The 26,744-nt window shown below is 68.0% G+C and carries 34 protein-coding genes and 1 pseudogene; 19 read left to right on the top strand and 16 right to left on the bottom strand.

What is annotated here, in order from left to right:
- The first annotated feature begins 576 nt into the window (after positions 1-576).
- The 7 genes and pseudogenes from G6034_RS04510 (at position 577) to G6034_RS20385 (ending at position 4,299) form a co-directional block, all read left to right on the top strand.
- Positions 577-1,245 carry a GAF and ANTAR domain-containing protein gene (locus G6034_RS04510; RefSeq protein ID WP_176633914.1) on the top strand — a complete coding sequence of 223 codons (669 nt, stop codon included), beginning with the start codon at positions 577-579 and terminating at the stop codon, positions 1,243-1,245.
- Between the two features lie 127 nt (positions 1,246-1,372).
- Positions 1,373-2,023 (top strand): GAF and ANTAR domain-containing protein, encoded by a 651-nt coding sequence (locus tag G6034_RS04505; RefSeq protein ID WP_343037933.1) that lies wholly within the window; start codon positions 1,373-1,375, stop codon positions 2,021-2,023.
- A gap of 427 nt (positions 2,024-2,450) precedes the next feature.
- Complete coding sequence (locus G6034_RS04500) at positions 2,451-2,678, top strand: CsbD family protein (protein WP_176633912.1); 228 nt, start codon at positions 2,451-2,453, stop codon at positions 2,676-2,678.
- Positions 2,679-2,734: 56 nt separating this feature from the next.
- Positions 2,735-3,028, top strand: coding sequence for a hypothetical protein (locus G6034_RS04495; protein WP_176633911.1), 294 nt, complete (start codon positions 2,735-2,737; stop codon positions 3,026-3,028).
- A gap of 64 nt (positions 3,029-3,092) precedes the next feature.
- Positions 3,093-3,269 (top strand): annotated as a pseudogene (locus G6034_RS20395) (non-homologous end joining protein Ku); the annotation flags it as partial.
- 379 nt (positions 3,270-3,648) lie between these two features.
- The gene (locus G6034_RS20390; protein ID WP_425485460.1) at positions 3,649-4,074 is read left to right on the top strand and encodes a hypothetical protein; all 426 of its coding nucleotides are present in this window, start codon (positions 3,649-3,651) and stop codon (positions 4,072-4,074) included.
- 21 nt (positions 4,075-4,095) lie between these two features.
- Complete coding sequence (locus G6034_RS20385; protein WP_425485459.1) at positions 4,096-4,299, top strand: hypothetical protein; 204 nt, start codon at positions 4,096-4,098, stop codon at positions 4,297-4,299.
- On the opposite strand, the gene G6034_RS04485 is transcribed toward G6034_RS20385, so the two are convergent.
- From G6034_RS04485 to G6034_RS04465, 5 genes are all read right to left on the bottom strand, one after another.
- Complete coding sequence (locus tag G6034_RS04485; RefSeq protein WP_176633909.1) at positions 4,286-5,026, bottom strand: glycosyltransferase family 2 protein; 741 nt, start codon at positions 5,024-5,026, stop codon at positions 4,286-4,288. The genes G6034_RS20385 and G6034_RS04485 overlap by 14 nt on opposite strands.
- Positions 5,023-6,384 (bottom strand): PIG-L family deacetylase, encoded by a 1,362-nt coding sequence (locus G6034_RS04480; RefSeq protein ID WP_176633908.1) that lies wholly within the window; start codon positions 6,382-6,384, stop codon positions 5,023-5,025. Before G6034_RS04480 ends, G6034_RS04485 begins: the two co-directional genes overlap by 4 nt.
- Positions 6,378-7,511: an acyl-CoA dehydrogenase family protein gene (locus G6034_RS04475; protein ID WP_176633907.1), complete on the bottom strand. Its 1,134-nt coding sequence runs from the start codon at positions 7,509-7,511 to the stop codon at positions 6,378-6,380. Before G6034_RS04475 ends, G6034_RS04480 begins: the two co-directional genes overlap by 7 nt.
- Positions 7,512-7,604: 93 nt before the next feature.
- Positions 7,605-8,006 carry a hypothetical protein gene (locus tag G6034_RS04470; RefSeq protein ID WP_176633906.1) on the bottom strand — a complete coding sequence of 134 codons (402 nt, stop codon included), beginning with the start codon at positions 8,004-8,006 and terminating at the stop codon, positions 7,605-7,607.
- A 64-nt stretch (positions 8,007-8,070) separates the two neighbouring features.
- Positions 8,071-8,223 carry a hypothetical protein gene (locus G6034_RS04465; protein WP_176633871.1) on the bottom strand — a complete coding sequence of 51 codons (153 nt, stop codon included), beginning with the start codon at positions 8,221-8,223 and terminating at the stop codon, positions 8,071-8,073.
- Between the two features lie 216 nt (positions 8,224-8,439).
- On the opposite strand from G6034_RS04465, the gene G6034_RS04460 reads away from it, so the two are divergent.
- From G6034_RS04460 to G6034_RS20240, 4 genes are all read left to right on the top strand, one after another.
- A complete protein-coding gene (locus G6034_RS04460) occupies positions 8,440-8,700 on the top strand; it encodes a DUF4235 domain-containing protein (RefSeq protein WP_176633905.1) in 261 nt (86 codons plus the stop codon).
- A gap of 50 nt (positions 8,701-8,750) precedes the next feature.
- On the top strand, positions 8,751-9,632 hold the full coding sequence (locus tag G6034_RS04455; protein WP_246295295.1) for a Rieske (2Fe-2S) protein: 882 nt from the start codon (positions 8,751-8,753) through the stop codon (positions 9,630-9,632).
- A 114-nt stretch (positions 9,633-9,746) separates the two neighbouring features.
- A complete protein-coding gene (locus tag G6034_RS04450) occupies positions 9,747-10,496 on the top strand; it encodes an MFS transporter (protein ID WP_343037930.1) in 750 nt (249 codons plus the stop codon).
- On the top strand, positions 10,379-10,672 hold the full coding sequence (locus G6034_RS20240) for an MFS transporter (protein WP_343037929.1): 294 nt from the start codon (positions 10,379-10,381) through the stop codon (positions 10,670-10,672). Before G6034_RS04450 ends, G6034_RS20240 begins: the two co-directional genes overlap by 118 nt.
- On the opposite strand, the gene G6034_RS04445 is transcribed toward G6034_RS20240, so the two are convergent.
- On the bottom strand, positions 10,669-11,160 hold the full coding sequence (locus tag G6034_RS04445) for an FBP domain-containing protein (RefSeq protein WP_176633904.1): 492 nt from the start codon (positions 11,158-11,160) through the stop codon (positions 10,669-10,671). The two genes, G6034_RS20240 and G6034_RS04445, sit on opposite strands and share 4 nt — an antisense overlap.
- Before the next feature lie 394 nt (positions 11,161-11,554).
- On the opposite strand from G6034_RS04445, the gene G6034_RS04440 reads away from it, so the two are divergent.
- Positions 11,555-12,019, top strand: coding sequence for a GatB/YqeY domain-containing protein (locus G6034_RS04440; protein ID WP_176633903.1), 465 nt, complete (start codon positions 11,555-11,557; stop codon positions 12,017-12,019).
- On the opposite strand, the gene G6034_RS04435 is transcribed toward G6034_RS04440, so the two are convergent.
- On the bottom strand, positions 12,016-12,900 hold the full coding sequence (locus G6034_RS04435) for a helix-turn-helix transcriptional regulator (RefSeq protein ID WP_176633902.1): 885 nt from the start codon (positions 12,898-12,900) through the stop codon (positions 12,016-12,018). The two genes, G6034_RS04440 and G6034_RS04435, sit on opposite strands and share 4 nt — an antisense overlap.
- A 217-nt stretch (positions 12,901-13,117) precedes the next feature.
- Here G6034_RS04435 and G6034_RS19675 point away from each other — a divergent pair, with 217 nt between their 5' ends.
- From G6034_RS19675 to G6034_RS04425, 3 genes are all read left to right on the top strand, one after another.
- Positions 13,118-13,531 (top strand): flotillin family protein, encoded by a 414-nt coding sequence (locus G6034_RS19675; protein ID WP_246295294.1) that lies wholly within the window; start codon positions 13,118-13,120, stop codon positions 13,529-13,531.
- A complete protein-coding gene (locus G6034_RS19670) occupies positions 13,528-13,863 on the top strand; it encodes a hypothetical protein (RefSeq protein WP_246295293.1) in 336 nt (111 codons plus the stop codon). Before G6034_RS19675 ends, G6034_RS19670 begins: the two co-directional genes overlap by 4 nt.
- Before the next feature lie 81 nt (positions 13,864-13,944).
- On the top strand, positions 13,945-14,184 hold the full coding sequence (locus tag G6034_RS04425) for a DUF2188 domain-containing protein (RefSeq protein ID WP_176633901.1): 240 nt from the start codon (positions 13,945-13,947) through the stop codon (positions 14,182-14,184).
- Positions 14,185-14,248: 64 nt separating this feature from the next.
- Here G6034_RS04425 and G6034_RS04420 read toward each other — a convergent pair whose 3' ends face one another.
- The 8 genes from G6034_RS04420 to G6034_RS04385 all read right to left on the bottom strand — a co-directional run bounded on the left by G6034_RS04420 (position 14,249) and on the right by G6034_RS04385 (position 22,840).
- Positions 14,249-14,989 (bottom strand): SRPBCC family protein, encoded by a 741-nt coding sequence (locus tag G6034_RS04420; RefSeq protein ID WP_176633900.1) that lies wholly within the window; start codon positions 14,987-14,989, stop codon positions 14,249-14,251.
- Between the two features lie 23 nt (positions 14,990-15,012).
- Entirely contained in the window at positions 15,013-15,888 is an 876-nt protein-coding gene (locus G6034_RS04415) for an FAD binding domain-containing protein (RefSeq protein WP_176633899.1), read from the bottom strand.
- Complete coding sequence (locus G6034_RS04410) at positions 15,885-18,272, bottom strand: xanthine dehydrogenase family protein molybdopterin-binding subunit (protein WP_176633898.1); 2,388 nt, start codon at positions 18,270-18,272, stop codon at positions 15,885-15,887. Before G6034_RS04410 ends, G6034_RS04415 begins: the two co-directional genes overlap by 4 nt.
- Positions 18,269-18,799: a (2Fe-2S)-binding protein gene (locus tag G6034_RS04405; RefSeq protein ID WP_176633897.1), complete on the bottom strand. Its 531-nt coding sequence runs from the start codon at positions 18,797-18,799 to the stop codon at positions 18,269-18,271. The genes G6034_RS04410 and G6034_RS04405 overlap by 4 nt, the downstream gene beginning before the upstream one ends.
- 92 nt (positions 18,800-18,891) lie before the next feature.
- A complete protein-coding gene (locus tag G6034_RS04400; protein WP_176633896.1) occupies positions 18,892-20,058 on the bottom strand; it encodes an XdhC family protein in 1,167 nt (388 codons plus the stop codon).
- Positions 20,051-21,166, bottom strand: coding sequence for a vWA domain-containing protein (locus G6034_RS04395; RefSeq protein WP_176633895.1), 1,116 nt, complete (start codon positions 21,164-21,166; stop codon positions 20,051-20,053). Before G6034_RS04395 ends, G6034_RS04400 begins: the two co-directional genes overlap by 8 nt.
- A gap of 3 nt (positions 21,167-21,169) precedes the next feature.
- A complete protein-coding gene (locus G6034_RS04390; RefSeq protein ID WP_218063565.1) occupies positions 21,170-22,054 on the bottom strand; it encodes an AAA family ATPase in 885 nt (294 codons plus the stop codon).
- Positions 22,055-22,072: 18 nt separating this feature from the next.
- Positions 22,073-22,840: an ankyrin repeat domain-containing protein gene (locus G6034_RS04385; RefSeq protein ID WP_176633894.1), complete on the bottom strand. Its 768-nt coding sequence runs from the start codon at positions 22,838-22,840 to the stop codon at positions 22,073-22,075.
- 196 nt (positions 22,841-23,036) lie between these two features.
- On the opposite strand from G6034_RS04385, the gene G6034_RS04380 reads away from it, so the two are divergent.
- The 4 genes from G6034_RS04380 (at position 23,037) to G6034_RS04365 (ending at position 25,841) form a co-directional block, all read left to right on the top strand.
- Positions 23,037-23,363 carry a transcription initiation protein gene (locus tag G6034_RS04380; RefSeq protein ID WP_218063563.1) on the top strand — a complete coding sequence of 109 codons (327 nt, stop codon included), beginning with the start codon at positions 23,037-23,039 and terminating at the stop codon, positions 23,361-23,363.
- A gap of 82 nt (positions 23,364-23,445) precedes the next feature.
- Positions 23,446-23,739, top strand: coding sequence for a DUF503 domain-containing protein (locus G6034_RS04375; protein WP_176633893.1), 294 nt, complete (start codon positions 23,446-23,448; stop codon positions 23,737-23,739).
- On the top strand, positions 23,732-24,268 hold the full coding sequence (locus G6034_RS04370; RefSeq protein WP_176633892.1) for an HAD domain-containing protein: 537 nt from the start codon (positions 23,732-23,734) through the stop codon (positions 24,266-24,268). Before G6034_RS04375 ends, G6034_RS04370 begins: the two co-directional genes overlap by 8 nt.
- A gap of 4 nt (positions 24,269-24,272) precedes the next feature.
- A complete protein-coding gene (locus G6034_RS04365) occupies positions 24,273-25,841 on the top strand; it encodes a phytoene desaturase family protein (RefSeq protein ID WP_176633891.1) in 1,569 nt (522 codons plus the stop codon).
- 13 nt (positions 25,842-25,854) lie between these two features.
- Here G6034_RS04365 and G6034_RS04360 read toward each other — a convergent pair whose 3' ends face one another.
- On the bottom strand, positions 25,855-26,562 hold the full coding sequence (locus tag G6034_RS04360) for an SDR family NAD(P)-dependent oxidoreductase (protein WP_176633890.1): 708 nt from the start codon (positions 26,560-26,562) through the stop codon (positions 25,855-25,857).
- Between the last annotated feature and the right edge of the window lie 182 nt (positions 26,563-26,744).

The raw sequence follows: 26,744 nt of genomic DNA, 5'->3' as shown, positions 1-26,744 counted from the left end.
ATATAGCGGCCGTCCGGAACTTCGGTGTCATCTCATGCCTTGGCGACCTCGCGGACTGCGTTAATATTGGCTATCGAGTCATCGGGATAAAGGCTGGTCCCGGGCATTACGTCATGAATTTGGGGAACCCGGCGCGGGGTCGGCGCAATTGACGTATTTGAACGGCTGCCTGAACTATCCATAATCTGTCCCCTGGTGGTGTTAATTCAGAAGCACACGCTGCCGGGGTCTGGGGCAACACTTTCAATCTATTGCCTCACCATCGCCCCGTCAAGGACGCTTTGAGGCATGGGTTTTCTGCGATTTCCCTGCCCCGTTGCTGCCAGCGTCCGGAAGATAATGGGGAAGAAAATGGGGAAGAAGCGCAGCGCTCATAAAACCCCGCACGGCCCCGTCCCAAGCGGTCCCAGGGCATGTTGAGCTTCCGGCGAGGTACTCCGTCCGGCTTTCGGAGCGGTTGCCGGGAGCCGCGTATAGAATTAGGGGACCGGCGTTATGCTGCCCAACGTCATACTGCTGGGGACAATGCGGCGGCACGGAAGGTTCCGCTGCATCGGGGAAAGGGGCAGGTGGACCATGGCCGAGAAGGTTTCCCCCGAAATGGGGGCAACCGCCAAGCGGATATGTGACAGTTTCGCGGACGCCCTGCCAATCGACGGGGCCGCGGTGTCACTTTTTGGCGCGACCCCGTCCGAGACCCACCTGTACGCCAGCGACAAGTTGGCAGCCCAGCTCGATGAACTGCAGTTCGACCTCGGCGAGGGCCCCCGCTGGGAAGCCGTCCGTACCCGACGGCCAGTCCTCGTGCCCGATTCACATGACGGCACACAGGAATTGTGGCCGATTTTCGGACAGGCGTTCCGGCAGACCGATGCCCGGGCAGTCTTCGTATTCCCACTGATGGTCGGCGCGCTCGATGTTGGGGTCATCGAGCTCCATCGCGTGGCACCGGGGGCCCTGAGTCGTGAAGAACTCGCGATGGCAGCCGTTCTGGCACAAAAGGGGGCATGGGCCCTGCTCAGTCAGGTACTGACATTCAACGGGAGCAGCGGCTCGTCGTCCGGGATGAATGATTCCCCGAGGTCCCGGAGGGAGATACATCAGGCCACGGGCATGATCCTGGCACAGGCCGGCGTCTCCGCCACCGACGCACTCCTGATGCTCAGGGCACATGCCTTCGCCCAGGGACGCAGCGTACGCGACGTGGCCCGCGACGTCGTCGCCCGAACCCTTGACTTCACGTAGGGCGCCTCAAGACGACGCACTCGCGGGCATCACGTCCGGGAGCCGACAAGGGTATAATTTGTGCATGGGAGTATCGACGCGTGCCTCCTTGGTGAGTGCATCGTTTGTCCGGCTGGCGAATTCACTGGTGGGTGAATTTGACGTGGTCGACCTGTTGCATGTCCTGGCGACAGAATCAGTGCTCCTGCTCGACGCCTCAGCTGCGGGACTCCTCTTGGCGGATTCCGACGGTATCCTGCAGGTTCTGGCGTCCACCAGCGAAGAGAGCCAGCTCGTGGAATCCCTGCAGAGCGCGGCCGGTGCCGGTCCGTGTGTGGACTGTTACAACAGCGGGGCGACTGTCAGCATCGCCGACATTGCGACCACCGTTGAGCGGTGGCCAGTGTTTGCTCCCGCGGCGCTGTCCCAGGGTTTTCGTTCCGTGCACGCCATTCCCATGCGGGTCCGCGGTCAGACCATCGGGGCCCTGAACATGTTTCGGAGCGACACCGGGGAACTCAACAGCGAGGATTCGGCCATCGGCCAGGCCTTGGCAGACGTCGCGACCATCAGCATCCTGCAGGAACGCGCTGTTCGTGAGAGCACGATCCTCAATGAACAACTTCAGCACGCCCTCAACAGCCGCATCCTGATCGAACAGGCCAAGGGCGTGATCGCGTTCACCAGCAACGTTGACATGGACGAAGCCTTCCGCCGCCTGCGCAACCATGCCCGCGCCCACCGCACGCCGCTGTCGAAAGTGGCTGAAAACGTCATTAACCGGGCGATTTCGCTCTAATCGCCCGGGATCGGCAGCCGATCCTTGCGACAGATCGCAAGGGACCCGTTTGATGTTCGCGTTGCCGTGTCGGGCACTTATCGCCACGTTCCGGACTCCGTCGTGGACTGCTCATGTGACGCCGGGGCCTGAGTTGCCGGGCGCGGCACTTCGGCATGCCCAATGCCTCGGCCTCACTTCCGACGGTCACCGGCAGGAACGAATCCTCGAGCCACCATCCGGCGGCAGGCCGTGGCAACGACGTGTCTGGCCGGCCACTCCCCAAGACCGGTTGCACCGATCCACCGGCGTCCTGCTGCCGGGCAAACTCCGCCGTGGCGTCGCCGTGCATTCTCGATGGCTTGACAGCGCGCCACCAGACCCTGTTTTGTCTGGTTCAACGGGCGTAGGCTCGAGTAACCAACGGCACAACGTCAGGAGGACTGTCATGGGTCTGGGAGATAAATTTGATGCGGCCAAGGACAAGGTCAAGGATCAGGCCAAGGAGACTGTGGGCAAGGCAACCGACGACAAGTCCATGGTGGTTGAGGGCAAGGCGGATCAAGTCAAGGGTGCCGTGAAGGACAAGGTCGCCGACGTCAAGGCGCACCTCCATGAGGATGCCGACAAGCGGCGCTCCGACGACACCGAAGGTAGCAGGGTCACCCGGGGGTAGGCCGGGCACACGGGCAGGACGGGCTGAGGGCAGAAAACGAAGGCGGGGAAGGGAACATGGAGATTGACAGGCAATTGATCGTTGACTACCTGAATAACCGCGGAGCCCACGACAAGGCCGTCAGGGCCGGGACCGAGTTGCCGCCGATCGTTGACACCGACCGGGAATCCGGGCTGCTGGGCGAACTGGACGTGCAGCCGGAGGATTTGGCCGGCGGACACCCGCCCGGTCCGGCCGGGCAAGGTGTTGTGCGGGACATGGACGCATTGGATGTGCAGCCGGAGGATTTGGCCGGCGGACATCCGCCTGGTCCGGCCGGGCTCGGTGTCGTGGGCGACCCGGACGATTAGCCGCCGGCCTGCCCGCCGTCGGCATCCTCCGGCACGGCAGGTTTCGGGGTGATTGACGTGGTGCATGAGGTCAATGTGGACAGGTTCAGTCGCATTCGGGCTGGTCAACGTTGCGGTGAAGGCCTGCGGTGCCACCGGGGATCATGGCGTCAGCCTGCATCAGGCCCGCGACGGCGGCCGCATCCGCTACCAGCGCCGTTGTGAGGTCTGCGGAAAAAGGATCGACTATGACGACATGGACAAGGCCTACGGCCTCGGCGATCGCACGGTGGTCCTGACCGACGGCCGTGCCCAAGAGTTCCTTGCGGCAAAGGACCGGGCTGGAGCCCCGCGGGTGGGCGCGCCGGTCCTGTTCCTGTTGGGCATTCCTGGGGATGACGAAGTGCGCGAAGCGGACTTCCCCGCAACAAATACGAAAGGCAAGGCCAGCGCGCAGGGGCTTCGCATCCTCCTCGACGAAAAGCTCGACGACGGGGACTCGCCGGGCATGAAGGGGGCGCCCGGAACCACGGCCCGAACCTCGAAGAAAAAGGCGCTGAGGTGGACGAAGCGCTGCGCCGCGTCGCGCTTGGGACACGCGGCACCACTGGGCATCCCGCGGGGCGCGGCGTCCCCATGGCTTGGCCAACCACCGGCGCATTGGCTCCGAGCGCCTCCTCCAACGCATCCGCCGCCCGGCCCTTCCCCCGGCATGGTCCGAGGTGTGGATGGCGTCGCAGTCCCATGTCCACATCCAGGCCACGGGCGTGGCCGCGGCCGGACGCACCCAATACACCTGCCACGCGCGGCGGCGCGCATTCCGGGACGGCGGGAAGTTCACCCGATCACGGTCCTTGCCCAACGGCTGCCGAGCATCCGCGGAACCGTCACGCGCGACGTGCAACAAAAGGAGGATGGCCGCCGTCGTCCACTGGCAGCCAGCGTCCGCCCCATTGACAGGGCGGGGCTGCGCGTCGGCCGCGCCACGTCAGCGTCCAAGGCGACGTCCTCCGCCCAGTCTTTCGCGGGAAATCTGCTCGGGACTGGGACCTGCGGATCCAGGATGAGATATAGCGAGACCACACTGCGTGCCGTGCCGCGCAGCCCCCCGGTCGAGCCCCGCCATCGGCCATTTGTCCCTGTCCGGACGCCGAAAACACTGGGACGCCGTCTTGGACACCGACGTCAACAGCCATCTCGGCGACGTTGCCGGGCCTGGTTTCACCGCGAAGGACTTCCGCACCTGGCAGGGCGCCGTCGTCCGCGGGGCGCGCGGAGCTAACCCGCTGTAGGCGACTGCGCCGGAGCCCCCGCGCACTCCCCGCCGTCCAGCCGCGCCAGGAAGTCCGCGAAGCCCCCAGCGAGGCGTCCATGGAGGCGGCCGGATGTGCTGACGCGGCAGGAATCTGTTGCCGCAACGGCATAGCCATGGGCGCGGGCCTTGGCCACGAAGTCGCGGTCTTCATGGAGGGATTGGTCGCTGAATCCGCCCAGCTTCGAAAACACATCGGCCCGGAACCCCAGGTTGGCGCCGTGGACGTGGGAGTGGCCTTCGCGCAGGTCATGGCAGTCGAACCACCGCGCCAACGCAGCCGCGCCCAGATCCGTGGGCACTGGTTCAACCGTGCCGGCCAGCACGTGTGCGCCGTTCATGGCAAGCGCGTAGTGACGCTCCAGCCAGTTGGACGGCACCATGCTGTCCGCATCCGTGTTGGCGATCCACAGCTGCGTCGGCGGCACCTTTGCCAGTGACGCCGCCGCTGAGACTCCCGCGTTCCGGGCCGCACCCACCCTGCCGGCAGAAACGCGCTTGATGTTTGCCCATGGATGTTCGGCCATGATTTGTGCGGAGTCGTCGCTGGTGCAGTCCAGGACGACGGTGAGGGACGTCGGAACGGGGGGCCCTGTCCGGGCGAAGTGGGCCATGGCGGCGGCCAGTGCGCGGAGCGCGTGCGGCAGCAGTTCGGCTTCGTTCCTGGAGGGCACGACGACGGCAATCTCGCCGATGTGCGTGGTCATGTCGCGCCCCGGACCATGAAGGTGTCGAGCAGGAAATCCTGCTCGATGTAGGTGCCCGTGGGCGTGAGGCGTCCGTCGGCGCACAAAAGCCGGTGGACGTCGTCGCCGTTCAGCGGCCAGCCGGAAATGGGATGGCGCCAGTGGCAGGCGGCCAGACACGCATTCGGCAGCGCCGACTCCGCCATGTGTCCCACCAGGGCGCGAAGCTCGGTTGCCGAGAAGTAGTAGCCAATTTCGGAGAGGACGAACAGGTCGAAGCGTCCCGCTGGCCATTCGTCGGGGAGGAGCGCCTGGCGGATGGCGGTGTTCCCAGCGTGCGCCGTGCGTTTCGTTGCCGTCTTGACCGCCTCGGCGCTGGCGTCGACACCCACAAGCCGTGCGGAGCGCGCCGCCAGCTCCGCCGCCAGCGCGCCGGTCGAGCAGCCCAGTTCAACCACCGACTCGAAATGTGCGCGGGGGAGTGCGCCCAACAGCAGCGAGCGCTTGCGCTTTTCGTACCAGGAATCCGGGTCCCAGGGTTCGGCTCCGGCGTTGTGGATGGCGTCGAACTGAGTTTGCAGCCACCCGGGCTGCGCAGTTCCCCGGGGCGCGAATTGTCCCGCCGCGTCGATGAAGGTTTCAAAGCCGCGGTTGAAATGAGACAGGAGGGCGGCGGAAAGGAGTGCCTCGTCCCCGGCGGCGGCCGACAGGGGCAAGACCTGGCTCGCATGGCTCGAAATGGCCGCTGCCTTCGCCCTCTGCTCCTGCGTGCTCAAGTTCAGTTTTCGCAGCGCCGGCCAGGGGACCTGCCCATGGTTGGGGGAACCCCAGTGCCACAGCCAGATCGGATACTCCAGAAAGAGGCTGTCCGTCGACCTCACGGCCTCCGAGGCTGCAGACCCGGCCGCGTCGTGGTCCGTGTGCCCGTCCCTGGACCAGGGCGCAACCACCAAGGACCTGTGGCTGTTGCGTGCTGCGGCGGCGGCAATTTCCTGTTTGAGTTCCTGCGCGAGGGTGTGCAGCCCGCCGTCGGGCAGGCCCAGGACCCTGTGGACTGCATCGGGCGCAAGAAGCTTGAGCGCGCGGCGAAGCTCCGCGGCGCGAATGGCAGCAAGGTCCCCGGGCGTGTGTGTGGGGGAGTGGGGGTGCGATTTCTCGCCCAGGGTTGCGACCAGCACCTCGACGGGCACGCCGTGCTGCGCGGCCCGTTGGATAAGCCCCGCCGCGCCGAGCGTTTCATCGTCCGGGTGCGCCGCGACCACCACCAGCTTCCCAATGGCCGCCCAGTCAATGCACAGCTCCAGCATGCCGGCAATGCGCGGGCTGCGGAGCCAGTCGCTTTCAGCCGTTGTCTGCTGGCTGTGGGTGAACGCTACCATGGCGCTGCCCCGGCGCCCGGCCCCGTGGCGGCTGCGAGGATGGCGGCGCCGTGCGATGAGAGTGAACGTTCGCCGTGGTCTTGGCGGAGGTAGAGTTCCAGGTCCGCCACGCGCTGGACATGTTCCGGTTCGAACGCGAGGGGTTCGGGCCCCATGCCGTGCGCCGCGACCGAGAGCACCTTCTCGGCCGCCGCCACCACGGTTGCCCGGACGCGTCCTGCGACGATGGCCGGTTGCGGTCCGTCGTCGTCCGACGTGCCGCGGCCACGCTCAGCCACGACGGCCGCCGCCTGAAACGCGCAGCGGCCTGCCCAAAGTGCCTGGTCGGCACAGCCGAGGTGCCAAAGTGCAATTTGATCCGGTTTCCGCAAGCGGCAATGATCGTACAGGCGCCTGGCGACGGCGGTGGCCGCACCATGCCAAATGGCCGCAACGCCGATCCCGCCCCACGAGAATCCCGGCCGCTGCACATACCAGTCGGGACCGCCCACCGGCACTGCCGGCACATTCACCAGCGACAGCCCCTGGCTGGGCACGGACGGCAGTCCCAATGCCGTCCACGGGCGTTGGGAGATTGAGATCCCGGGACTGCGCAGGTCGACGGCAAACAGCCGCATGCCCAGATCTGTTCTCGCGGTGACGAGCGCATTGCTCAGGTCCCCTGCCAGCGAGCACCACGGCTTGTCGCCGTCCAGCCGCCAGCCGCTGCCCGCCTGGGTTGCGAGCAGCTGCTGTCCGGGCCCCTGTGCGGCGAATACGCCCCACGTGGAGTCCGCTGCCTGCAAACCCGCCTGGCCGGCCTGGTTGAGAATGGCCACTGCGTCCAAATGTGGCTCGATGATGCGCGCCGCGGTGAGGTCAGCGGCACCCAATGTTGCGAGCGACTCCCACAGCTCAAATGTCCGTCCCTGCTGGGGGAGCGGCAGTCGTCCGCCAAGTTCGCGGGCAAGGCCAAGTATCGACTCGACTTCGCCGCGGCAGTCCCGGGCCGCGGCATGAAGCTCGTTGAGGGATGCCCTGCTGTCCGGTGTGGGCGCAGCGGCGGCGCCCAAATGGACACCCCTGGTCGTTGGGGCCTCGGCGTTGGCTTCGTCAATTGCGGATGTGGTGCGGAAGGAATGGGGCATTGGGCCGGCTCCTCGTGGTCAGGGAAACATGGAGAGGCGGAAGCCACAGCGCCTTCGACTGCCCGTGCGCGGCGGCCACCTTGTGGACAGTGGCTACCGGCCGGAAGCATCCTCGTCTGATTCGGAGGAGAAGGACTCGCGGTCCGGTCTCGTCGGCCCCGCGTTGTCGTCAGCGAGGTCCGCATCAGTTGACGGGGCCTCCAACGGAGTCTCAACCGCAGGATCCAGGTGGGCAATGCTTGGATCGGCCATGTCCTTTTCGTCGCGGAACTGCCCGTCGGAGCCGCCCAGGCTTTGATCGGCGTCCAGTGCTTCGGAGTCCGTTTGCTGCCCGCGGACTGTCGGGTCCGGGGAACCGGGGTTCGTTGAGGAGGTGGCAGGCATTTCTTCCTCGGGAGTGGGGGAGCCGTAGCCGGTCCCGGCCCGTTCCCATGCCTTGGGCCGGTTGTCCCCATTCCAGGCGGTGCTGGCATTTGCGGCGTCGGCGCTTTTCATTGGGTTCTCCTCCGGTGTTTGTGGAGTGGTGGGGTTTTCGGTGCCTCACCAGGGTCGTGCACGTCTACTGTGAGGGGCCCGACGGCAGTGCACCGCCTTCATCCGCCCAGTCCCGGCCCGCGACGTCGTTCAGGGCGGGGTCGGACTCGACATCGGGCAGGGTGCCCAGCACGTAGCCGGCACCCAGGCCCGCGACGAATGCCAATTTCGCTTTCATGGAGGCTCCTTGTCCAAACGTTGCGCACTGGCCGCCGTGCCTCGACCATGTGCACTCACTGTAACCACACGCGGGCGCGTTCGGAAACCCCCGCCGGCGGCAAGCGCGGATGGTTCCGGGCCGCGCATTGGTCCGTCCCTATCCCATGGAGGGTCTCTTGTTTGTGGATGGATTTATGGAAAGGATGGGTATGACCACAAGGGACGGAGAAGGCGGATGAAGGTTCCCGTTAAGCTTCTGAGCATCGGCGCCAGCGTGGCAGCCGGCGCTTTGGCGCGCAAGGGATTGGATGCAGCATGGCGCAAGGGGACAGGAGGCGAGCCGCCGAAAGACGCGGCGGACCTCGAGCACCCGTTGCCCGGGGTCTTGGTCTTTGCGCTGGTTACAGCGGTCACGGCCGCCGTCATCCAAGTGCTCACGAAACGGGCCGCCAGTAAGGCCGCGCTAAAACTGCAACGCCAGCCGCACGGAAAATAGTGGATCGCCGTGCACCACAGTGCCGGCAATGTGGGATCAAGCAAGGGAAGATGATGCGCACATTGTTGCCGTTCAGGGCATTGAACACATTGGAGAATGTCGAGTATTTGGATGGCCTGATTGCCCTCGTGCAGCGGGCAGCCCGTGGCGTGATCGGCCGCGGTGCCGCGAAGGACGTGCTGCATGGCGTGCCCATGGGGCACCCCCTGCATCCCCTCGCCGTCCAATTGCCGATTGGCGCCTGGACGTCTGCCGTGGTCCTGGACATCGTTCCCGGTGCGCAACGCTCCTCGGAGGCCCTTCTTGCCATCGGCATTGTCAGCGCCCTCCCGGCCATGGCCGCAGGCTGGACCGACTGGGCCGAACTCCATCCCCAGCAACAAAGGGTGGGGCTGGTCCACGCTGCTGCAAACGTCTCAGGCACCCTCCTCTTTGCCATGTCCTGGGTGCTCCGGCGCCAGGGGCACCAGTCACGTGGCGCGGCGGTCTCAGCGGCGGCACTGGCTACAATCACCTTGGGCGGCACCTTGGGCGGCCACCTGGCGTATCGGCTGGCCGCCGGCGCAAACCATGCAGAAGAGGTCCCCCATCTTGTCGCGCCAGGCTGGCAGGGATTGGCCAAGCTGGCGGACCTCCCGGTGGAAAAGCTGGAAAAGCGTGCACTGGGGGATGTTCCGCTGCTGGTGTGGCGTTCGGCCAGTGGTTCCGTGAGCGTCCTCTCCAACAAGTGCTCCCACCTGGCCGGACCGTTGGACGAAGGCGTGGTCATGAGCCCGGGGCCCAACCCCTGTGTGGAGTGTCCATGGCACCACAGCAGGTTCTCCCTTGCCACCGGGGAAGTGGTGCAGGGACCCGCCACCTCCCCGCAGGCCGCCTTTAAGACGCGAGTGGTTGGCGGCGTGGTTGAAATATGCCTGCCGCATGCCGGCTGAGCGCGCCGGTCACATTCCTACGAGTTTCCTGGCTGCTGCCGCAATGTGGCGTGCCGAGATGCCGGCCCCCGTGCAGCCCGACGTTTAGCCCGACGAAAGGCATATGCCGCGACGGTGGCGGCGGCCTTGGGCGGGCTCCTGTTCGGATTCGACACCTCTGTCATCAACGGGGCCGTGAATTCCATCCAAAAGACGCTCTCCCTGGATCCGGCCGTCTTGGGCTTCACGATTGCCTCCGTGATCGCCCCTGCCTACATGGGCGGGATGGCCCCCGCCCCCCTGCGTGGCGGCCCCAGTTCCCTGCAACAGCTGGCGATCACACTCGGCATCTTCCTGGCGTTGCCGTCCGACGCGGGCATGGCCAGGATTGCCGGAGGGGCCGACGCGCAACTGTGGTGGGGACTGTCGGCCTGGCGGTGGAGGCTGCTCGTCGGCGTGGTTCCCGCCGTCGTGCATGGAGTCCTTTCGCTGCACATTCCGGAATCTCCGCAGGACCTCATTCGACGCGGTCGGACGGATGCGGCGCTGTCAGTGATTGCCAATGTCACCGGCGCCGCAGACCCCGAGCAACGGTTCAAGGAAATTGAGGAGAGCATCGAGAACGAACGCCGTTCCACCTATCGGGACCTGAGGGGCCACGCGTTCGGTCAGGCGCCCATACTGTGGATCGGCATGGGCATGGCGGCGTTCCAGCAACTCGTGGGCATCAACGCCATCTTCTTCGTTGATGACCGCGTGGGCCGGTCATGTGGGTGGTCTTCGGCGAGGTCTTCCCCAACAAGATGCGGGCAATCGCACTGGGCGTGGCGACGGCATTCAACTGGATCTTTAATTTCCTGCTCACCCTGCTGTTCCCCATCATGAGCCACGCAGTCGGATTGGGATTCGCCTACGCCGGATTCGCATTCTTCGCCGCCCTGTCATTCTGGTTCGTGAAGGCGCTGCTGCCGGAAGTCAGCCGGCTGGACCTTGAGGACAAGACAAAACTCATCCACCGCTGGGGGAGTGTCTGCGGCCGAGCCGCACGCAGCCTTTGCTAGGCGCCGTCTCCGACGCGTTGGGCAAAGCCCACAAAGTTGCCGCGCAGTTCCGCAATGCGCCGCTGCCGCCCGGACTCCAGGTCGAATCCCGGATAGGGGAGCGGCGGCAGGCGCCTGGCATTCGCCGAGCACTCAAAGTTCGCGCAGGCCAGCGTGCCGACCGTGTTGCCGTTGCGCCCGGCCGTGCCCGCGCGCTTGGCGTTGAAGTACACCACGTCATTGGGCAGCAGCACATCCTCGCACCACGAGCACTGGGGCCGCGAGCGCGTTTTGCCATCCACCTCTCGGAGCATGATGCCCATGACCCCGCCGCCTACCGGGCCAACAACGTAGCCGACGGCGGGCAGCTTGGCGTCGCGCCATCCGAGGAAGTCGAGGGCGTCCCAGTCGAGGTTGCCGAAATTTTCGGGCAGGGTCACTGCCGCCCGCTCGCGGCGGGAGGCATTGATAAAGGACTCTCGAACGTCGTTCTCAGTCAGGGGGAGCATGGTTGTGCCTCGTCTGCTTGGCCCGCACCCGGGGTCGCCAGGGGACCCACTGCGGGACTCGGGGTGAAAATTGGATGGCTTGGACCGGCGTCGCCAGTGCCGTCGCCAGTGTCAGGGAGCAAACGCCCGCGCACGGCCCGGCGCTGGTCCGGGCACGCCGCATCGCGGCGCGGGGTCCATCAGTGAAGGAGCGGCAACGTGCTTCTGGCGTCGGCGAATAAAACGCCGACAACCTCCGAACGCCCCGAGGGCACAGTGTCAAGGGCAGTCAGGCTCACGTCGAACAGCATATACCCGCCGCGGTGAAGTCCGGCGGACTGCAGGAAGGGGATAATGGCACCAGGACAGTGGCGACGCCACCCCAAGGCCACCTCAGGCCCATCAAAGGAGCACCATGCCCACGCTGAAACAGAAGTTGAAATCCGACGTCGTCGCCCATATGAAGGACGGCAACAAGGTGGCCCTGGCAACCGTCCGCAACGTCCTGGGCGAGATTGAGACCCGGGAAAAGTCGGGCAGGACCCCCGTGGAACTCGACGACCCCCAAGTGACCGCGCTCCTGCAGAAGGAAGCCGCCAAGCGCCGCGAGACGTCCGCCATCTACACGCAGGCCGGGGAGGCCGCGCGGGCTGCGGCGGAGATCGCGGAGGCGGAGGTCATTGAGGCCTACCTGCCGCAGCCGCTGACGGCGGCCGAGGCCGGAGAAATCGTCAATGAGGTCATCACTGACCTCGAGTCGGCCGAAGGTCCGCTGACGATGCGCCAGATGGGCGTGGCCATGAAGCCCATCACGGCCCGGATCGCCGGCCGCTTTGACGGAAAGGCGGTCTCGGACATGGTCCGCAAGCGCCTGTCCTAGGCATCGCCGGACAAGGCCCCGGCGCCGTGTGCGGCCTGCTCCTGGGTGCTCGTCCAGCTGGCCAGCAGCTTCAGCGCGTCCGCGGTGGGTGTGCCGGCGGGGGCCGTGTAGACGAGCATGGTCAGTCCCGGGTCGGACGGGAATTCCAGCGCCTCAAAGTTCAGGTCGAGGTCGCCGACCACGGGATGGTGGAGCTGCTTGCGCCCCGTGCGGTGGAAGCGGACATTGTGCGCCGCCCAGCGCTGGCGGAAGACCTCGCTGCGCGTGGACAACTCGCCTATCAGCTCCGTCAGTGCCTTGTCGTACGGGTTCTTGCCGGCCTCCTGGCGCAGCATGGCGGCGATGTCATCCGCGGCCCGTTCCCAGTCCGTGAAGAACTCCCGGGATGCCGGGTCCAGGTAGAGGAAGCGGGCCGTGTTGGCCGGGTGGTGGGGGTCGGCCAGCATCGGGGCATATAACGCCCTGGCCATGCGGTTCGCGGCCAGAAGGTCGTGCCGGGCATTGCGGATCCAGGCGGGGGTGTCAGGCATGGCGTCCAGCAGTTCCTGCAGCGACGGCCGGATGCGTGACGTGGGGGCCCTGCGCCGCGCCGGGGGAGCCGCCGCCTTCCGGGCGAGGTCGAACAGGTGGTCGCGTTCGGCGTCGTCCAGTTGAAGCGCCCGCGCGAGGGCTTCCAGGACGGAGTCCGAGACGCCGGCGAGGTTCCCGCGCTCCATGCGCACGTAGTAGTCAATGCTCACGCCGGCCAGGAGGCTGACTTCCTCGCGCCGAAGACCCTTCACGCGCCTGTTTCCGCCAAAGGCGGGCAGCCCGGCGAGTTCAGGGGTGAGCCTGGCGCGGCGGCTGGAGAGGAACTCGCGGATTTCGGTCTTGTGGTCCATGCGTTCCACGGTACGCGGGCGCCCGGCACCGCGGGAGGCCCTGCCATTACCCGTATGGGCGGGCCCGGCGCCCGACATAAAATCCAGCAAGTGGATTATCAAGTGGATTATTACGTGAACTTCCGCGGGATCGACTCAGGTGCGGCTCCGGACAGCCGCCGGCGCTGCAGTACGGCTGCAGCGGACTCGACCCCTCGTCGACTGTTGGAAGGGCACCATGACCGAGACTCTCATCCCCCTGTTCATCGCGCTGGCCGGATCCGAACAGCCAGCGCGTCGTGTTTGGCGGATCTTCATCAACCCTTTCACCCAGCGCGCCTACCCGCTCTCCCTGGCCTCCCGCCAGGTGTCCTTGACGATCGAGGGCATTTCGCAGAACGGCATCAAACCGCACCTGACCGGGGTGGCCCAGGTGAAGGTGGGCGGCGACGCCGACTCGGTGCGCAGGGCCGCCCAGCGCTTCATGAACCAGCAGGACGCCAGTGACCACTACACGCAGGAAACCCTCTCCGGATCGCTGCGCTCCATTGTGGGCACGCTGACCGCGGAGTCCATCATCAAGGACCGGGCCAGCTTCGCCACGAGCGTGAAGGAGGAGGCGGAGCACTCCATGCACAACCAGGGCTGGTGATCGACACCTTCCAGATCCAGTCCGTCGACGACTTCTCCGGCTCCCTGGACAACCTGGGCCGGCCCGAGGCCGCCCTCGCCGAAAAGCGCGCCAAAAGTGCCGAGGCCCAGCCGCTGCAGGAGGCCGAACAGGCCAAGGCGATTGCCGACGAGCAGGTGGCCGCCCCGATGTCCGCGATCAAGAACATGACTGCCGTGCTTCCGGGCATGGCCGGGACCTTGACCCGGTCCAGCAGCTGGCGGTGCAGGCCCGTGGCAACGGGCCACCCACCCCCTTGCCACAGGCAGTCGGGCAGGCAAGCGGCCCTTGTCATTGCCGGCATACGGGAGTGAACTGGAGGGAGGGCGATTGCCGCGCATGTGCGGGTGCGGTTGAACCCTGAGCAAGTTTGCAGAACAACCCAGGAGGTGCCCATGCCCACTGCAACGCTCGAGAGGAAGGCCGTCCAGCGATCTGTCTACCACGTGCGTCCGTGCGACGGTCCCGACGGGATGAAGTGGGAACTCCACAAGTTCCACACCACCCAGCACGAACAGTTCCACAGCCAAAAGGAAGCCGTCGCGGCGGCGCACGCCGAGTGCGGCGACAGGCAGTCGCACATTGTGATGCACGCCCTGGACGGGCACGCCTACCGGGAGTACGACATCAACTGACCCGGAAGCGACGGCAACAAGGGAAGGGGCGCCGCCGGACGTGCGCGGTGCCCCTTCCCTGCGTCTACCGTCGGCGCTTCCGCCTGCCAAGGCAGATGGCCAGGGCGATTGTGCCGAGCACTGCCAGAGCCGCCGGGGCATAACGCTTGGCGAGGACCGGCCACATGGCCGAGCCCAAGTCCAGCTCCGGTGCCGGTGATTGGGACCGTGCCGGCGATGTCGCCGGTGCCGGTGATTGAGCTTGTCGGAATCCGGTCTCCTGGGTCTCGCTCCCCATCCGCTCCCCAACCTCGCGAGCTCGTCCGGGGACCCCTGCGGCCGTGGCCTCAAGCTCGACCGCGGGCGGCTCGACCGCCGGCTCCGGCTGGACCGCCTTGCCAATGACGCACTGCACGAACTGTTCGAGCAGCTTGTCCGAGATGTCCTGAATGACGCCGCGGCCAAACTGCGCCGGCTTGCCGGTGATGTTCATGTCCGTTGTGACGTCCACCGTGGTGCCCTCGCCGTCGGCCGCCAGCACGGCGGTGACGGTGGCCCCCGCTGTCCCGTTGCCGCGCTTGTCCTTGCCCTGCGCCTCAATGACCACTGTGTGCGTGGCCTCGTCACGGGTGGTGAACTGGCCCGTGCCGGAGTACATCATGGCGATGGGCCCCAGCTTGACCTTGACCGTGCCGGTGAAGGAGTCGCCCTCCACCGAGGTCAGGACCGCGCCGGGAAAGCAGGGGGCAATCTCCTCCAACTGGTTAAACGAGTGCCAGGTGTCCGCCAGCGGGCTGGGTACGCTGAAGTGGTGCTTGAGTTCCATGAGTTCCTCTCCGTCCCGTTCCTTCAGGCCCCGGCCTGAAGCCCGACGGCGGCCAGCACCGCGCGCTTGGTGAGCACCTGGGCGAGGTGCGCCCGGTAGGCGGCGTCCCCGTTCAGGTCGCTGGCAGGGTCCGTGCCTTCCGCGGCGTGCGCCGCGGCCGCGGCGATGGCGTCCGCGGTGGCCGGGCCCCCGGCAAGTGCAGCCTCCACCGCCGCGGCCCGCAGCGGCGTGCTCGCCATGTTGGTGAGGCCGATCCGGGCCTCGGTGATGGTGCCTGCCTCCACCCGGACCAGGGCGGCGACGGCCACAATGGACCATTGCTGCGCGACGCGGGTGAACTTTTCATAGTGCGATCCCCAGCCGGTGTATTTCGGCACCCGGATGCCCGTAAGGATCTCGCCCTCCTCCACGGCGGTGGTGAAGTAGCCCTGGAAGAAGTCCGCCGCGTCCACGCTGCGCTGGCCGCCCGGCCCTGAAATCAGGAACGTTGCCCCCGCGGCCAGCACGGGCGCCGGAAGGTCGCCGGCGGGGTCGGCATGGACCAGGGCGCCGCCAAAGGTGCCGCGGTGGCGCACCTGCGGGTCGGCAACGGTCGCCGCCGCCTGTGCCAGCAGCGGCACATGTTGGGCAATGAGCGGGTCGGTGGCCACCACATGGTGGGGCGTCATGGCGCCGATGAGGAGGGAGTCGCCGCTGTCGGTGACGCCGTTCAGCCCGGCGATCCGGCCCAGGTCCACCACCATGGAGGGGTCGGCCATGCGCAGCTTCATGACCGGGAGCAGGCTTTGCCCGCCCGCCAGCACCTTGACGTCGTCCCCGGCGGCGTCGGCTGCCGCGAGGAGGCCGAGGGCTTCCTCCACGGTGGCCGGTGCCGCGTAGTCGAATGCGCTCGGGATCATCGCACACCTCCGGTGGTCTTGGCGTCCTGCAGTGCATGCCACACGCGCGACGGCGTGCACGGCATCTTGATGTCCTTCACGCCCAGGTGCCGCACGGCGTCCAGGACGCCGTTGACGATGGCCGGGGTGGAGGCGATGGTGCCGGCCTCGCCGACGCCCTTGGCGCCCAGCTGGTTGCTGGTGGCGGGGGTCTCGGTGCGGCCGGTGATGTAGTGCGGCAGGTCCGGGGCGCTGGGGACCAGGTAGTCCACAAAGGATCCCGTGACGAGCGTGCCGGCGTCGTCGTGAACCGCTTCCTCGTAGAGTGCCTGGGCGATGCCCTGCGCGAGGCCGCCGTGCACCTGCCCCTCGACGAGCATGGGGTTGACCACCACCCCGACGTCGTCCACGCACACGTATTTGAGGATGCCCACGTGCCCCGTCTCGGTGTCCACCTCGATGGCGGCCAGGTGGGTGCCGTGCGGGTAGGAGAAGTTCGACGGGTCGAAGGTGGCGTCGGAGTCGAGGTTGGGTTCGAAGCCGTCGGGCAGGTTGTGCGCGGCAAAGGTGGCCAGCGCAATCTCGCCGAGGGAGGTGGACTGGTCGGTGCCCTTGACGTTGAAGCTGCCCGCGGAGAACTCGATGTCCTCCTCGCTGGCCTCCATCATGTGCGCCGCCACCACCTTGGCCTTTTCAATGACCTTGTCGGCCGCCGCGAGAACGGCCATGCCGCCCACCGTCAGCGAGCGTGAGCCGTAGGTGTCCAGACCACGCTGGGAGATTTGGGTGTCCCCGTGGAGCACCTCGACGTTTTCGAAAGGCACCCCGAGCCGGTCCGCGACCAGCTGGCTCCAGGCGGTCTCGTGCCCCTGCCCATGGGCGGAGGAACCCGTGACCACCTCGATGTTGCCGGTGGGCAGCACCCGCACCTGGGCGTGCTCCCAGCCGCCGGCGCCGTAGCTGAGGGAGCCAAGCACCCGGGAGGGGGCCAGGCCGCACATTTCGGTGAAAGTGGAGACCCCGATGCCAAGCTGGACGGGGTCGTTGGCATCGCGGCGCCGCTTTTGCTCGGCCCGCATCCCCTGGTAGTCGAAGAGGTCCACGGCCTTGGCGGTTGCCGCCTCGTAGTTGCCGGTGTCGTATTCCAGCCCTGCCACTGTGGCAAACGGGAATTCCTCGTGCCGGATCCAGTTCTTTTCCCGCACGGCCAGCGGGTCCATGTTCAGCTCGGTGGCGAGCTCGTCCATCAACCGCTCAATGGCGAAGGTGGCCTCCGGCCGGCCGGCGCCGCGGTACGCGTCCGTCCAGGTCTTGTTGGTGAAGATGTTGTTGCACTCGAAGCGGTAGGCCGGGAACTTGTAGATGGAGTTGTACATGAAGGCGCCCAGGATCGGGATGCCGGAGGTGACCAGGCCCAGATAGGCGCCCATGTCCGCCAGCAGGTTCACCGACAGCCCGGTGACGGTTCCGTCCCTTTTGGCGGAGAGCTTCAGGCGCTGCACCTGCGCGCGTCCGTGGTGGCCGGCCTGCAGGGATTCGCTGCGGGTCTCGGTGTACTTGCACGGCTTGCCGGTGTGCCGGGCCGCCAGGACGGTGATGACTTCCTCCGGGGTGACCTGCAGCTTGCCGCCGAAACCGCCGCCGACGTCCGGGGCGATGACACGGACCTTGCTTTCCGGGATGCCCAGGGTCAGTGCCAGCATGAGCCGCAGGATGTGCGGGATCTGCGTGGCCGTCCACATGGTGATCTGTTCGCCGGTGGGGTCCACCACTGTGGAGCGGGGCTCCATGAACGCCGGGATGAGGCGCTGCTGGTAGAAGGTGCGCTCGATGAGGACCTCGGCGCTGTCGATGGCGTCCTGAACCGAACTGCCGGTGCCGGCCTCGGCCGAGTCGAACACCCAGGTGGCCGACTTGTTGGACTCCAGCGAGGTATGGGCCAGCACCTTGTCGGTGAAGGCCTCCTCCAAGTCCATCACCACCGGCAGCTCGTCATAGCTGACGTCCACGCGTTCGACGGCGTCCCGCGCGGCTGCCGCGGTGCGTGCCACGATCACGGCGACCACTTCGCCCGCAAAGGCAACCTCGTCGACGGCGATGGCGCCGTGGGCCGGGGCCTTCTGGTCCGGGGTGATGGGCCATGCGTTGGGCAGGCTGCCCTGCTCGCCCGCCACGTCAGCGCCCGTGAGCACGGCCATGACGCCGGGGGAGGACTTCGCCGCCGCCGTGTCGACGGCGGTGATCTTCGCGTGGGCGTAGGGGCTGCGCACCATGGCCAGGTGCAGCATGCCCGGGAGCACCATGTTGTCGGTGAAGCGGGAGCGTCCCGTGACCAGGTGGCGGTCCTCCTTGCGGAGCCGGGCCTTGCCAACTTCTGCGCTGCTTCGTTCCGTGGTGGCGGTCATGACACACCTGCCGTTTCGGTCTCGCCCGCGGTGGTGGAGACCCCGGAGTCGTCATAGACGGTGCCGTCGGCCACGCTCTTCACGGCGGCCACAATGTTCTGGTAGCCGGTGCAGCGGCAGAGGTTGCCCTCGAGGCCGTCGCGGATTTCCGCTTCGGTGGGGTGCGGGTTTTCCTTCAGCAGCGACGCCGACTGCATGATCATGCCGGGGGTGCAGAAGCCGCATTGCAGTGCGTGGCACTGGTGGAAGGCCTCCTGCAGCGGAGCCAGCTTGCCATCCTGGGCCATGCCCTCGATGGTGGTGACCTTGTGCCCGTCCGCCTGCACGGCCAGCATGGTGCAGGATTTCACGCTCACCCCGTCCAGGTGGACGGTGCAGGCGCCGCAGTTGGTGGTGTCGCAGCCAACCAGCGTGCCGGTCTTGCCGAGGCGCTCGCGCAGGTACTGGACCAGCAAGAGCCGGGGCTCGACGTCGTCGGTGTAACGCACATCGTCAACTTCGACGGTGATCGTTTTGGAACTCGCCATTGAGAACTCCTTAGTGTCACTGTGGAGCGGAGCATGAGACTGTCCCCTCCAGCCCTGATGTGAGCCACGTTACCCCACCGGAGGTCTTTTAGTTAGGGCACTTTAGAATCCATTGCCGGGTCCTCGTGCGCCGCGTCGGTCAGAGGTTCGTGGTGGATGCGCACGTCCATGTGGCTGAGGCGCCCGCCCTTGCCGCCCCACTGCAGGGAAATGATTTCCGCTGCGATGGACACTGCCGTTTCCTCCGGCGTGCGCGAACCCAGGTCCAGGCCGATCGGGCTGGAGAGCCGCGCCAGCTCCTGATCCGTCAGCCCGGCCTCCCGCAGCCGGGCGAGCCGGTCCTCGTGCGTGCGGCGGGAGCCCATGGCGCCCACGTAGGCGACGTCGTGGCGCAGCGCCACCTGCAGCAGCGGCACGTCGAACTTGGGGTCGTGGGTCAGGACGCAGATCACCGTGCGGGCGTCGATCTTGCCGGCGTCGAGCTGCGCCTGCAGGTACCTGTGCGGCCATTCCACCACCACCTCGTCCGCCACCGGGAAGCGGGCCTTGGTGGCGAACACCGCGCGGGCGTCGCATACCGTGACCCGGTAGCCCAGGAAGCTGCCCTGCCTGGCCACCGCGGCGGCAAAGTCGATCGCACCAAACACCAGCATGCGCGGCTGCGGGGCGAAGCTGACCACGAACACCCGCATGCCGTCCCCGCGCCGTTCGCCGTCCGGGCCGTACATCAGCGTTGCATTGCGCCCGGCGGCCAGCAGCCCCTGGGCGTCGTCGCTGACGGCGTGGTCGGCCCGGTCGGAGCCCAGCGAGCCGGAGTAGCCGCCGGCACGGACCACCAGGTGCCGCCCCAGCCAGGCCGGGTCCGGGTGCTCGATGACGGTGACCACGGCCACCGGGGTGCCGGCGTCGACGTCGTCGGCCACGCCCTGCAGCTCGGGGAAGCTCTCCCGGGAGACGGCCTCCACGAAGACGTCGAGGATGCCGCCGCACGTCAGGCCCACCTCGAAGGCGTCGTTGTCGGAGATGCCGTAGCGCTGGAGCACGGGCGTGCCGTCCTCCACCACGTTCGTGGCGAGCTCGTACAGGGCACCTTCCACGCAGCCGCCCGAGACGGAGCCCACCGCCCGGCCGTCGGCGTCGACCATCATGGAGGCCCCGGCGGGCCGCGGCGCGGACCGAAAGGTGCGCACCACGGTCCCCAGGCCCACCGTCTGTCCGGCCGCCAGTGCGGCGCTCAGATCCTTCAATACCTCACGCATTGCCCACCACGCCCAACAACTCCTCGAAACTCCTCAGTGAATGGCCGTCCATAAAATGGTCAACGTGCGGCAGGACGGCCTTGATTCCCTGCTGCACGGGCTGGTACCCCTCCTTGCCGCGGTGCGGGTTGGACCAGATGACCCGGCGCGCCACATGGTGCAGGCGCTCCACCTGCCGGCCCAGAAGTGCGGGGTCCCCGCGCTCCCACCCGTCGCTGGCAATGACGACGACGGCGCCCCTCGCCACCGCGCGCTGCCCCCACCGGTCGTTGAACGCCCGCAGCACTTCGCCGAGGCGGGTGCCCCCGGACCAGTCGGGCACGGTCCGGCCGGCCACGGCGAGCGCGTCGTCGGGGTCCGGCAGGCGCAGCGCGCCGGTCACGCAGGTCAGGCGGGTGCCGAGCGTGAAGACCTCGACGTCGTTCGGCGCCTCGGCCACCACCCGGTGGGCGAGCCGCAGCAGGCTGTCGGCATAGGGGGCCATGGAGCCGGAGACGTCAATGAGCCAGACCAGCCGCCGCCGCCTGCGGGGGGCCCGCGCCCGGCGCAGCGGACCCGGTTCGCCGCCCCGGCGCAGCTGCTCGCGGAGGGTGCGGACCCGGTCAATGCCGCCGTGCGGGTTCAGCTTCGGGCGCCGGCCGGGGCGGGTGGGCAGGCGCACGGGCAAGTCGGCAAACAGCTGGTGCAGCAGGGCCGTGCCGGCCGCGTCCAGCGTGGCCACGTCCCGGTGCCGCAGCAGTTCATGCCGGCTGGCGAGCGCACGCATGGTGTCCTTCGCCCCGTCCGAGGTGCCGGCGTCGTCCGTCAGGGAGGCCGCGCTGACGGTGGTGGCGGCAGCCTGCCTTGCGGCCGCCGCCGAATGGTCCGGGGCAAACCAGGCCTCGAAGGCGCGCTGGTAGGCGGCGAGCTCCTCCGGCGCGGCGCAGAGCGTGGACCGGCCGGCCCAAAAGACGTCCTGCCGCCGGCCCAGGTCCAGCCGTCCCACGGCGTCGACGAAGGTGCGGGCGCGGTCGGCCGTCACCTGGACGCCGGCGGCGCGGACCGCCGAGGCGAAGGCCAGCAGGATCTCCTCCGCGGGGTGCGCCTCAGTGGATGCCGGGGCCGACATGGTTCACCCCAGCATCCTGGCGAGGGCGGCGGAAACCCGTTCGGTGTCCTCGCGGTACTTGCACAGCGCGCCAATGCTGGCGGCGGCGGATTCCAGGTCCAGCTCGGCACGGCCCAGCTGGTGTATGGCACGGGCCCAGTCCAGGGTTTCCGCGACGCCCGGCGGTTTGAGCATTCCGTCCGTGGCGCGGATTTGCTGGACGGTGCGCACCACCTGCTCGGCCAGCAGCCCGGGCAGCTGGGGCAGGCGCGCACGGACAATCTCCACCTCGCGGGCCAGGCCCGGATGGTCTATCCAGTGGTAGAGGCAGCGGCGCTTGAGCGCGTCGTGGAGGTCCCGGGTGCGGTTGGAGGTCAGCACCACGATGGGCGGCGTCTGCGCCTTGACCGTGCCAAACTCGGGGATGGAGACCTGGTAGGTCGAGAGGACCTCGAGCAGGAACGCCTCAAATTCGTCGTCGGCCCTGTCGATCTCGTCGATGAGCAGCACGGCCGGGCTCTCCTGGAGGGCCCGCAGGATGGGCCGGGCCAGCAGGAAGCGCCTGTCGTAGAGGCTGCTTTCCAGCTCGGCAGTGCTCAGGGCGGAGCCGCCGCCGGCCTCCACGCTGCGCAGGTGCAGGATCTGGGCCGTGAAGTCCCAGTCGTAGAGCGCCTGGGAGGCATCTATGCCCTCGTAGCACTGGAGCCGGATGAGGGGAACCATGAACGCTTCCGCCAGGGCCTCGGCCAGCGATGTCTTGCCGGTGCCGGGCTCGCCCTCAAGCAGCAGCGGACGCTCCATGGCCAGGGCAAGGTAGCCAACGGTGGCCAGGCCGTCGTCGGCCAGGTAGCCGGTGGCCGCCAGCATGTCCTGCAGGGCGGGTGCTGAAAGGATCGACGTCTTCGTCATGGCACCAGCATAGGGCCATCAGCGGGATTGGTCGGGCCGCCCGCGCTCCCTGTCGGGGAGGTGGTCCGCGGAGCTGAGTGCGCCCAGGTCCTGCAACCAGGCGACGAGGCTCGCAGCGTTGCTGTGCCGCGCCGCGTCGAGCGGGGTCAGGTCCTCCCAGTCCGGCCGCCAGTTGATGTCGGCCCCCTGGCCGTGAAGGTAGTGGGCGGCAACAAGCTGTCCGCCGTGGCAGGCGTGCCAGAACCCGTCGTTGAGCTCGCGCTGGCGGGGCATCCGGCCGTCGGCGAAGCAGTCGCGGATGCGCTGGCGCAGGCCCAGGGCCGCGGCCTCGCGCAACGTCACGCGGGCCCCGTGGTCGATCAGGTCCCGTGCGGCCTGCCATTGGCCAAACCCGACGGCGTCCGACAACGGACTTCCCCCGTCCACCACGGCTCCGGGCGCCTCGATGTCCGCGCCCGACTCCAGCAGGGCCTCGAGGGCCTCGACGTCATTGCAGCTGGCGGCCCAGTGCAGCGGCGTCTCGGGAAAGCTCCCCGAACAGCGCGCATTCACGTCCGCCCCCGCCGCCGCCAGCGCGGCGATGGTCTCGGCGCAGCGGGGATAGTGACCGGGCGGGCAGGTGGCCATGTGCAGGAGTGTCCGGGCCGCGCCGTGGGGGTCCGGCGTCGCGAACCTGGCCCGTGCCATGTCCGGGTGGTGGCGCAGGAGTCGCCGGACCGTCGTGAGGCGGCCCGACTGGATGGCCCGGACCAGGGTGTCCGGGGGCGGCTCTTTCACATCAATCATCTGTTCACCGACTTCTGGCCCCGGGGCCGGCCTGCTGCCGTGGGAAAGAGCGCCTGGGGCTCCATGGGGCAGTGTGGCGGCGCTGCGAGGAGGTGTTGCACGGGGGATGTGACGTGCGCAGTGGTGCTTCCCCACCCTGTAAGGGATGAGGGCAGGCGCTGCCGGCATTTCTCGTGGAAAGCAGGCCGGCGGGTCCATGAATTTCCTTGACGATGTAGGGCGTGAAGCGGACCGGCTCGTGGTCCAATTGTACGCGCCGGACTGCCACTTGGCCGAGGAGGCGAAGGATGCCGGCGTCCGGGTGTTCAGCGGCGGCATTGATGAGGGCGTTTCGCCCGTCATGGTCGACGCCGATGGGACCGTGACCGTGGGAACCAGCACGCAGTTGAAACGGCTCGAAGGCGGCCATCCGGTGCTGGAACTGCCCTCGCGCGGGACGGCACTGGAATGGGCCGTGAAGACCGCGGCCGCCTGCCGCTGCGCGCAGGAGGTGCGAGCCTTCCGGCCCGATCCCGCGGGCTGACGGACCTCATGCCCGCACCCCCGGGCGGGCCAATCGCCTCCCGGCCCTGTGCCTCCGCGCAGTGCAGGAGGACGATGGAGCCATGTGGATCGGCTGGATTGAATGTGACCTGCTGCTGGGTGACGTGCATTCGCTCAAGGAAAAGCGCTCCGTGCTGCGCTCCGTGATTGCGGAGGTCCGCAGGCGCTTTGCCGTTTCCGTCGCCGAGGTGGGGCTGCAGGAGCTGCACCGGCGCGCCGTCATCGGGGCCGCCCTGGTGGCCGCCGACCGGGCCCACACGGTGGAGGTGCTCGACGCCGTCGAACGTTACATTGCGTACCGGCCGGGAATCGAGCTGCTCGAAGTGCAGCGGCGCGAGGTGACCGGCGATGACTGACGCAGCCCGCGCCTCCGTCTACCTGGACGTGGACGGGGTCCTCTGCCCGTTCGGCCCCGGGGAAGGCTCGGACTGGGACTCGGCGTTTGAGTACGTGGACATCGGGCTGGTGGGCATCCACTACGCGCCCGGGCTGGTCGGCGAACTCAACCGGCTCTCCGCCCGGCCCGGCGTGCGCTTCGTGTGGCTGACCAGCTGGGAGGACCTCGCGCCCAGGTACCTGTGCCGGGCCATCGGCCTGGAAGGGCGCCACTGGCCCGTGCTGCGCTCCGGCGAACAACAAGGGGCCTGCGAATGGTGGAAGCTGGAGGCCATCCAGCGGGACATTGAACGGCACAGCCCGCGGCGGGCCGTGTGGATCGACGACCAGCTCGACTTCGAGGAGTCGGCAGCCGCGTGGATGTCCCTCCTGGGCCGGGGTATTCTGGGCATCTCGCCGGATCCCCGGCGGGGCCTTGCGCCCGCGGACCTCCGGCGCATCGAGGCCTTCCTGGATGGCGAAACGGAACGGCCCCCTCGCGAAAGGTGAGTCCATGACCCCCACCACCCACGACGTCGTCATTGTCGGCGGCGGGCACAACGGGCTGACCGCGGCCGCCTACCTGGCCCGCGCCGGCAAGAGCGTGCTGCTGCTGGAACGGGACGGGCACCTTGGCGGGGCCGCGGTCTCCGCCACGGCCTTCAAGGGCGTGGACGCGCGGCTGTCCCGCTATTCGTACCTGGTGAGCCTGCTGCCCAGGCGCATCATCGACGAACTTGGGCTGCAGCTGAAGCTGGCCAGGCGCCGCTACTCCTCCTACACGCCGGACCCCGGGGGCGCGGCGGCCGGACTCCTCGTGGACCACGGCGACTCCGGAGCCAGCCGGGCCTCCTTCGCCGGGCTCGGCGCCGAGGCGGACTATGACGCCCTTGCCGCTTTCCACGCCGACACCGCACGCCTCGCCCGGGCCCTCTTCCCGACCGTCTGCGAACCCCTGCCGACCCGGTCCGGGGCGCGCCGCCTGCTCGGCGACGACGGACTGTGGGACGAGCTCGTCGAACAGCCGATCGGCCGGGCCATCACCGCCCGCTTCAGCAACGACACCGTGCGCGGCCTGGTCGCCACCGACGCCCTGATCGGCACGTTCACCTCGCTGGAGGATCCGTCCCTGGCCGCGAACCGCTGCTTCCTCTACCACGTCATCGGCAACGAAACCGGGGACTGGGACCTCCCCATCGGCGGCATGGGGGCCGTCACCGCCGAACTCGAGCGGGCGGCCCGCGACGCCGGCGCCCAGCTCCTGACGGGAGCCCTCGTGACCCGCGTGGCCGACGACGGCGAGGTCACGTTCAGCCGTTCCGGCACCGACACGGTGGTCGCCGGGCGCCACGTGCTCGCCAACGTGGCCCCCGCCGTGCTCCGGGGACTGATGGGCGAAGCGGACGCAGGCGTTCAAGGCCCGGAGGGAGCCCAGGTCAAGGTCAACCTGATGCTGCGCCGGCTGCCGCGGCTGCGGGACGAATCCGTTTCACCGGCGGCCGCCTTTGGCGGGAACTTCCACATCAACGAAGGGTACGGCCACTTGGAGGACTCCTACCGGGCAGCTGCCGGCGGGACCGTTCCGGCGCCGCTGCCCTGTGAAACCTACTGCCACTCCCTGACCGACCCCAGCATCCTCTCGCCCGAACTCGCCGCTTCCGGGGCCCAGACCCTGACCGTCTTCGGGCTGCACACCCCGCACCGGTGGCTCACCGCGGCGAACAACGCGGCCATGCGCGACGAACTGCAGGCGGCCGTGCTGGCATCGCTGAATTCGGTGCTGGCCGAGCCGGTCGAGGAGCTGCTGCTCATGGACGCTTCCGGCAACCCCTGCGTGGAGACCAAGACGACGCTGGACCTGGAGCACGCCCTGAACATGCCCGGCGGCAACATCTTCCACGGTCCGCTGGACTGGCCGTTCCTGGAGGCAGGCTCCCCGCGCGAGAGCGCGGCGCAGCGCTGGGGCGTGGACACGGGCCACGGGAGGATCCTGCTCTGCGGTGCCGGGGCACGGCGCGGCGGAGGGGTCAGCGGCATCGGCGGGCACAATGCGGCCATGGCTGTCCTGGAGTCGCCGCTCTAGCTCAAGCCGCCGGTCAGCCGGGGCGTCCGCCGGGCACCTTCGCGGCGTAGGTGTCCTCCCGTTCGCTTTCGATTGCGTCCAGGACCAGGGCGGCGGCGTACTCTGCCGTGTCCGGCACCAGATCCGTTCCGGCCGGTCCCCGGGCCGCGGCGCCGCCGCCCAAATTGGTCGCGGTGACAAACGGGTAGACCAGGCAGACGCTGATGTTCTCGGCAGCCAGTTCCCTGCGTGCCACCTTGCTCAGGCTGTTCAGCGCATGCTTGCTGGAGGAGTACGCCCCCACACCGGGCAGCGTGAGCAGCGTGGTTCCCGAACTGACGTTGACGATCACCCCGCCGCCGTGCCCCCTCATCAGCGGCACCACCGTTTGCATGGCCAGCAGCGGGCCCACCACGTGGAGGTCGAGCAGGTCCCTGTATTCCGCCGCGTCAACCCCGGTGAGCGCTCCGTGCAGGGCCCGGCCCGCGTTGTTGACCAGGATGTCGATCCGTCCAAAATGGCTGTACGCCGCCTCCACCATGTGGCGGACGGCGCCCTCGTCGCGCATGTCGGCCGGCACCGCCAGGGAGCCTGGCAGCTCGCCGGACAGCTGTTCCAGCGGGCCCGCCGACCGTGCCGACAGCGCGGTGTTGGCGCCGCCGGCGGCCAGCAGCCTGGCCAGGGCACGCCCGATGCCGCTTGAGGCGCCGGTGACGAGTGCGACCTTGCCTTTGACGATCATGGGGATGCTCCTTGTGGTGGTGCACCACACGATAGATCCGGCGGCACACAAAACAAAGAGGCAGCCTGGATTCTTCAGCCGCAACCCGGTGCGCGGGCTTAACCTTGGTGTATGGGTGACCGGGTTCACGATGAATCCCGCAGCGCGTTTGCCGCCGGCCGCAGGGCCAGGGGGGCATTGCG

This window comes from Arthrobacter wenxiniae, from assembly GCF_013376105.1.
Classification (GTDB): Bacteria; Actinomycetota; Actinomycetes; order Actinomycetales; family Micrococcaceae; genus Specibacter; species Specibacter wenxiniae.
This window is presented reverse-complemented; position numbering and strand designations above follow the sequence as displayed.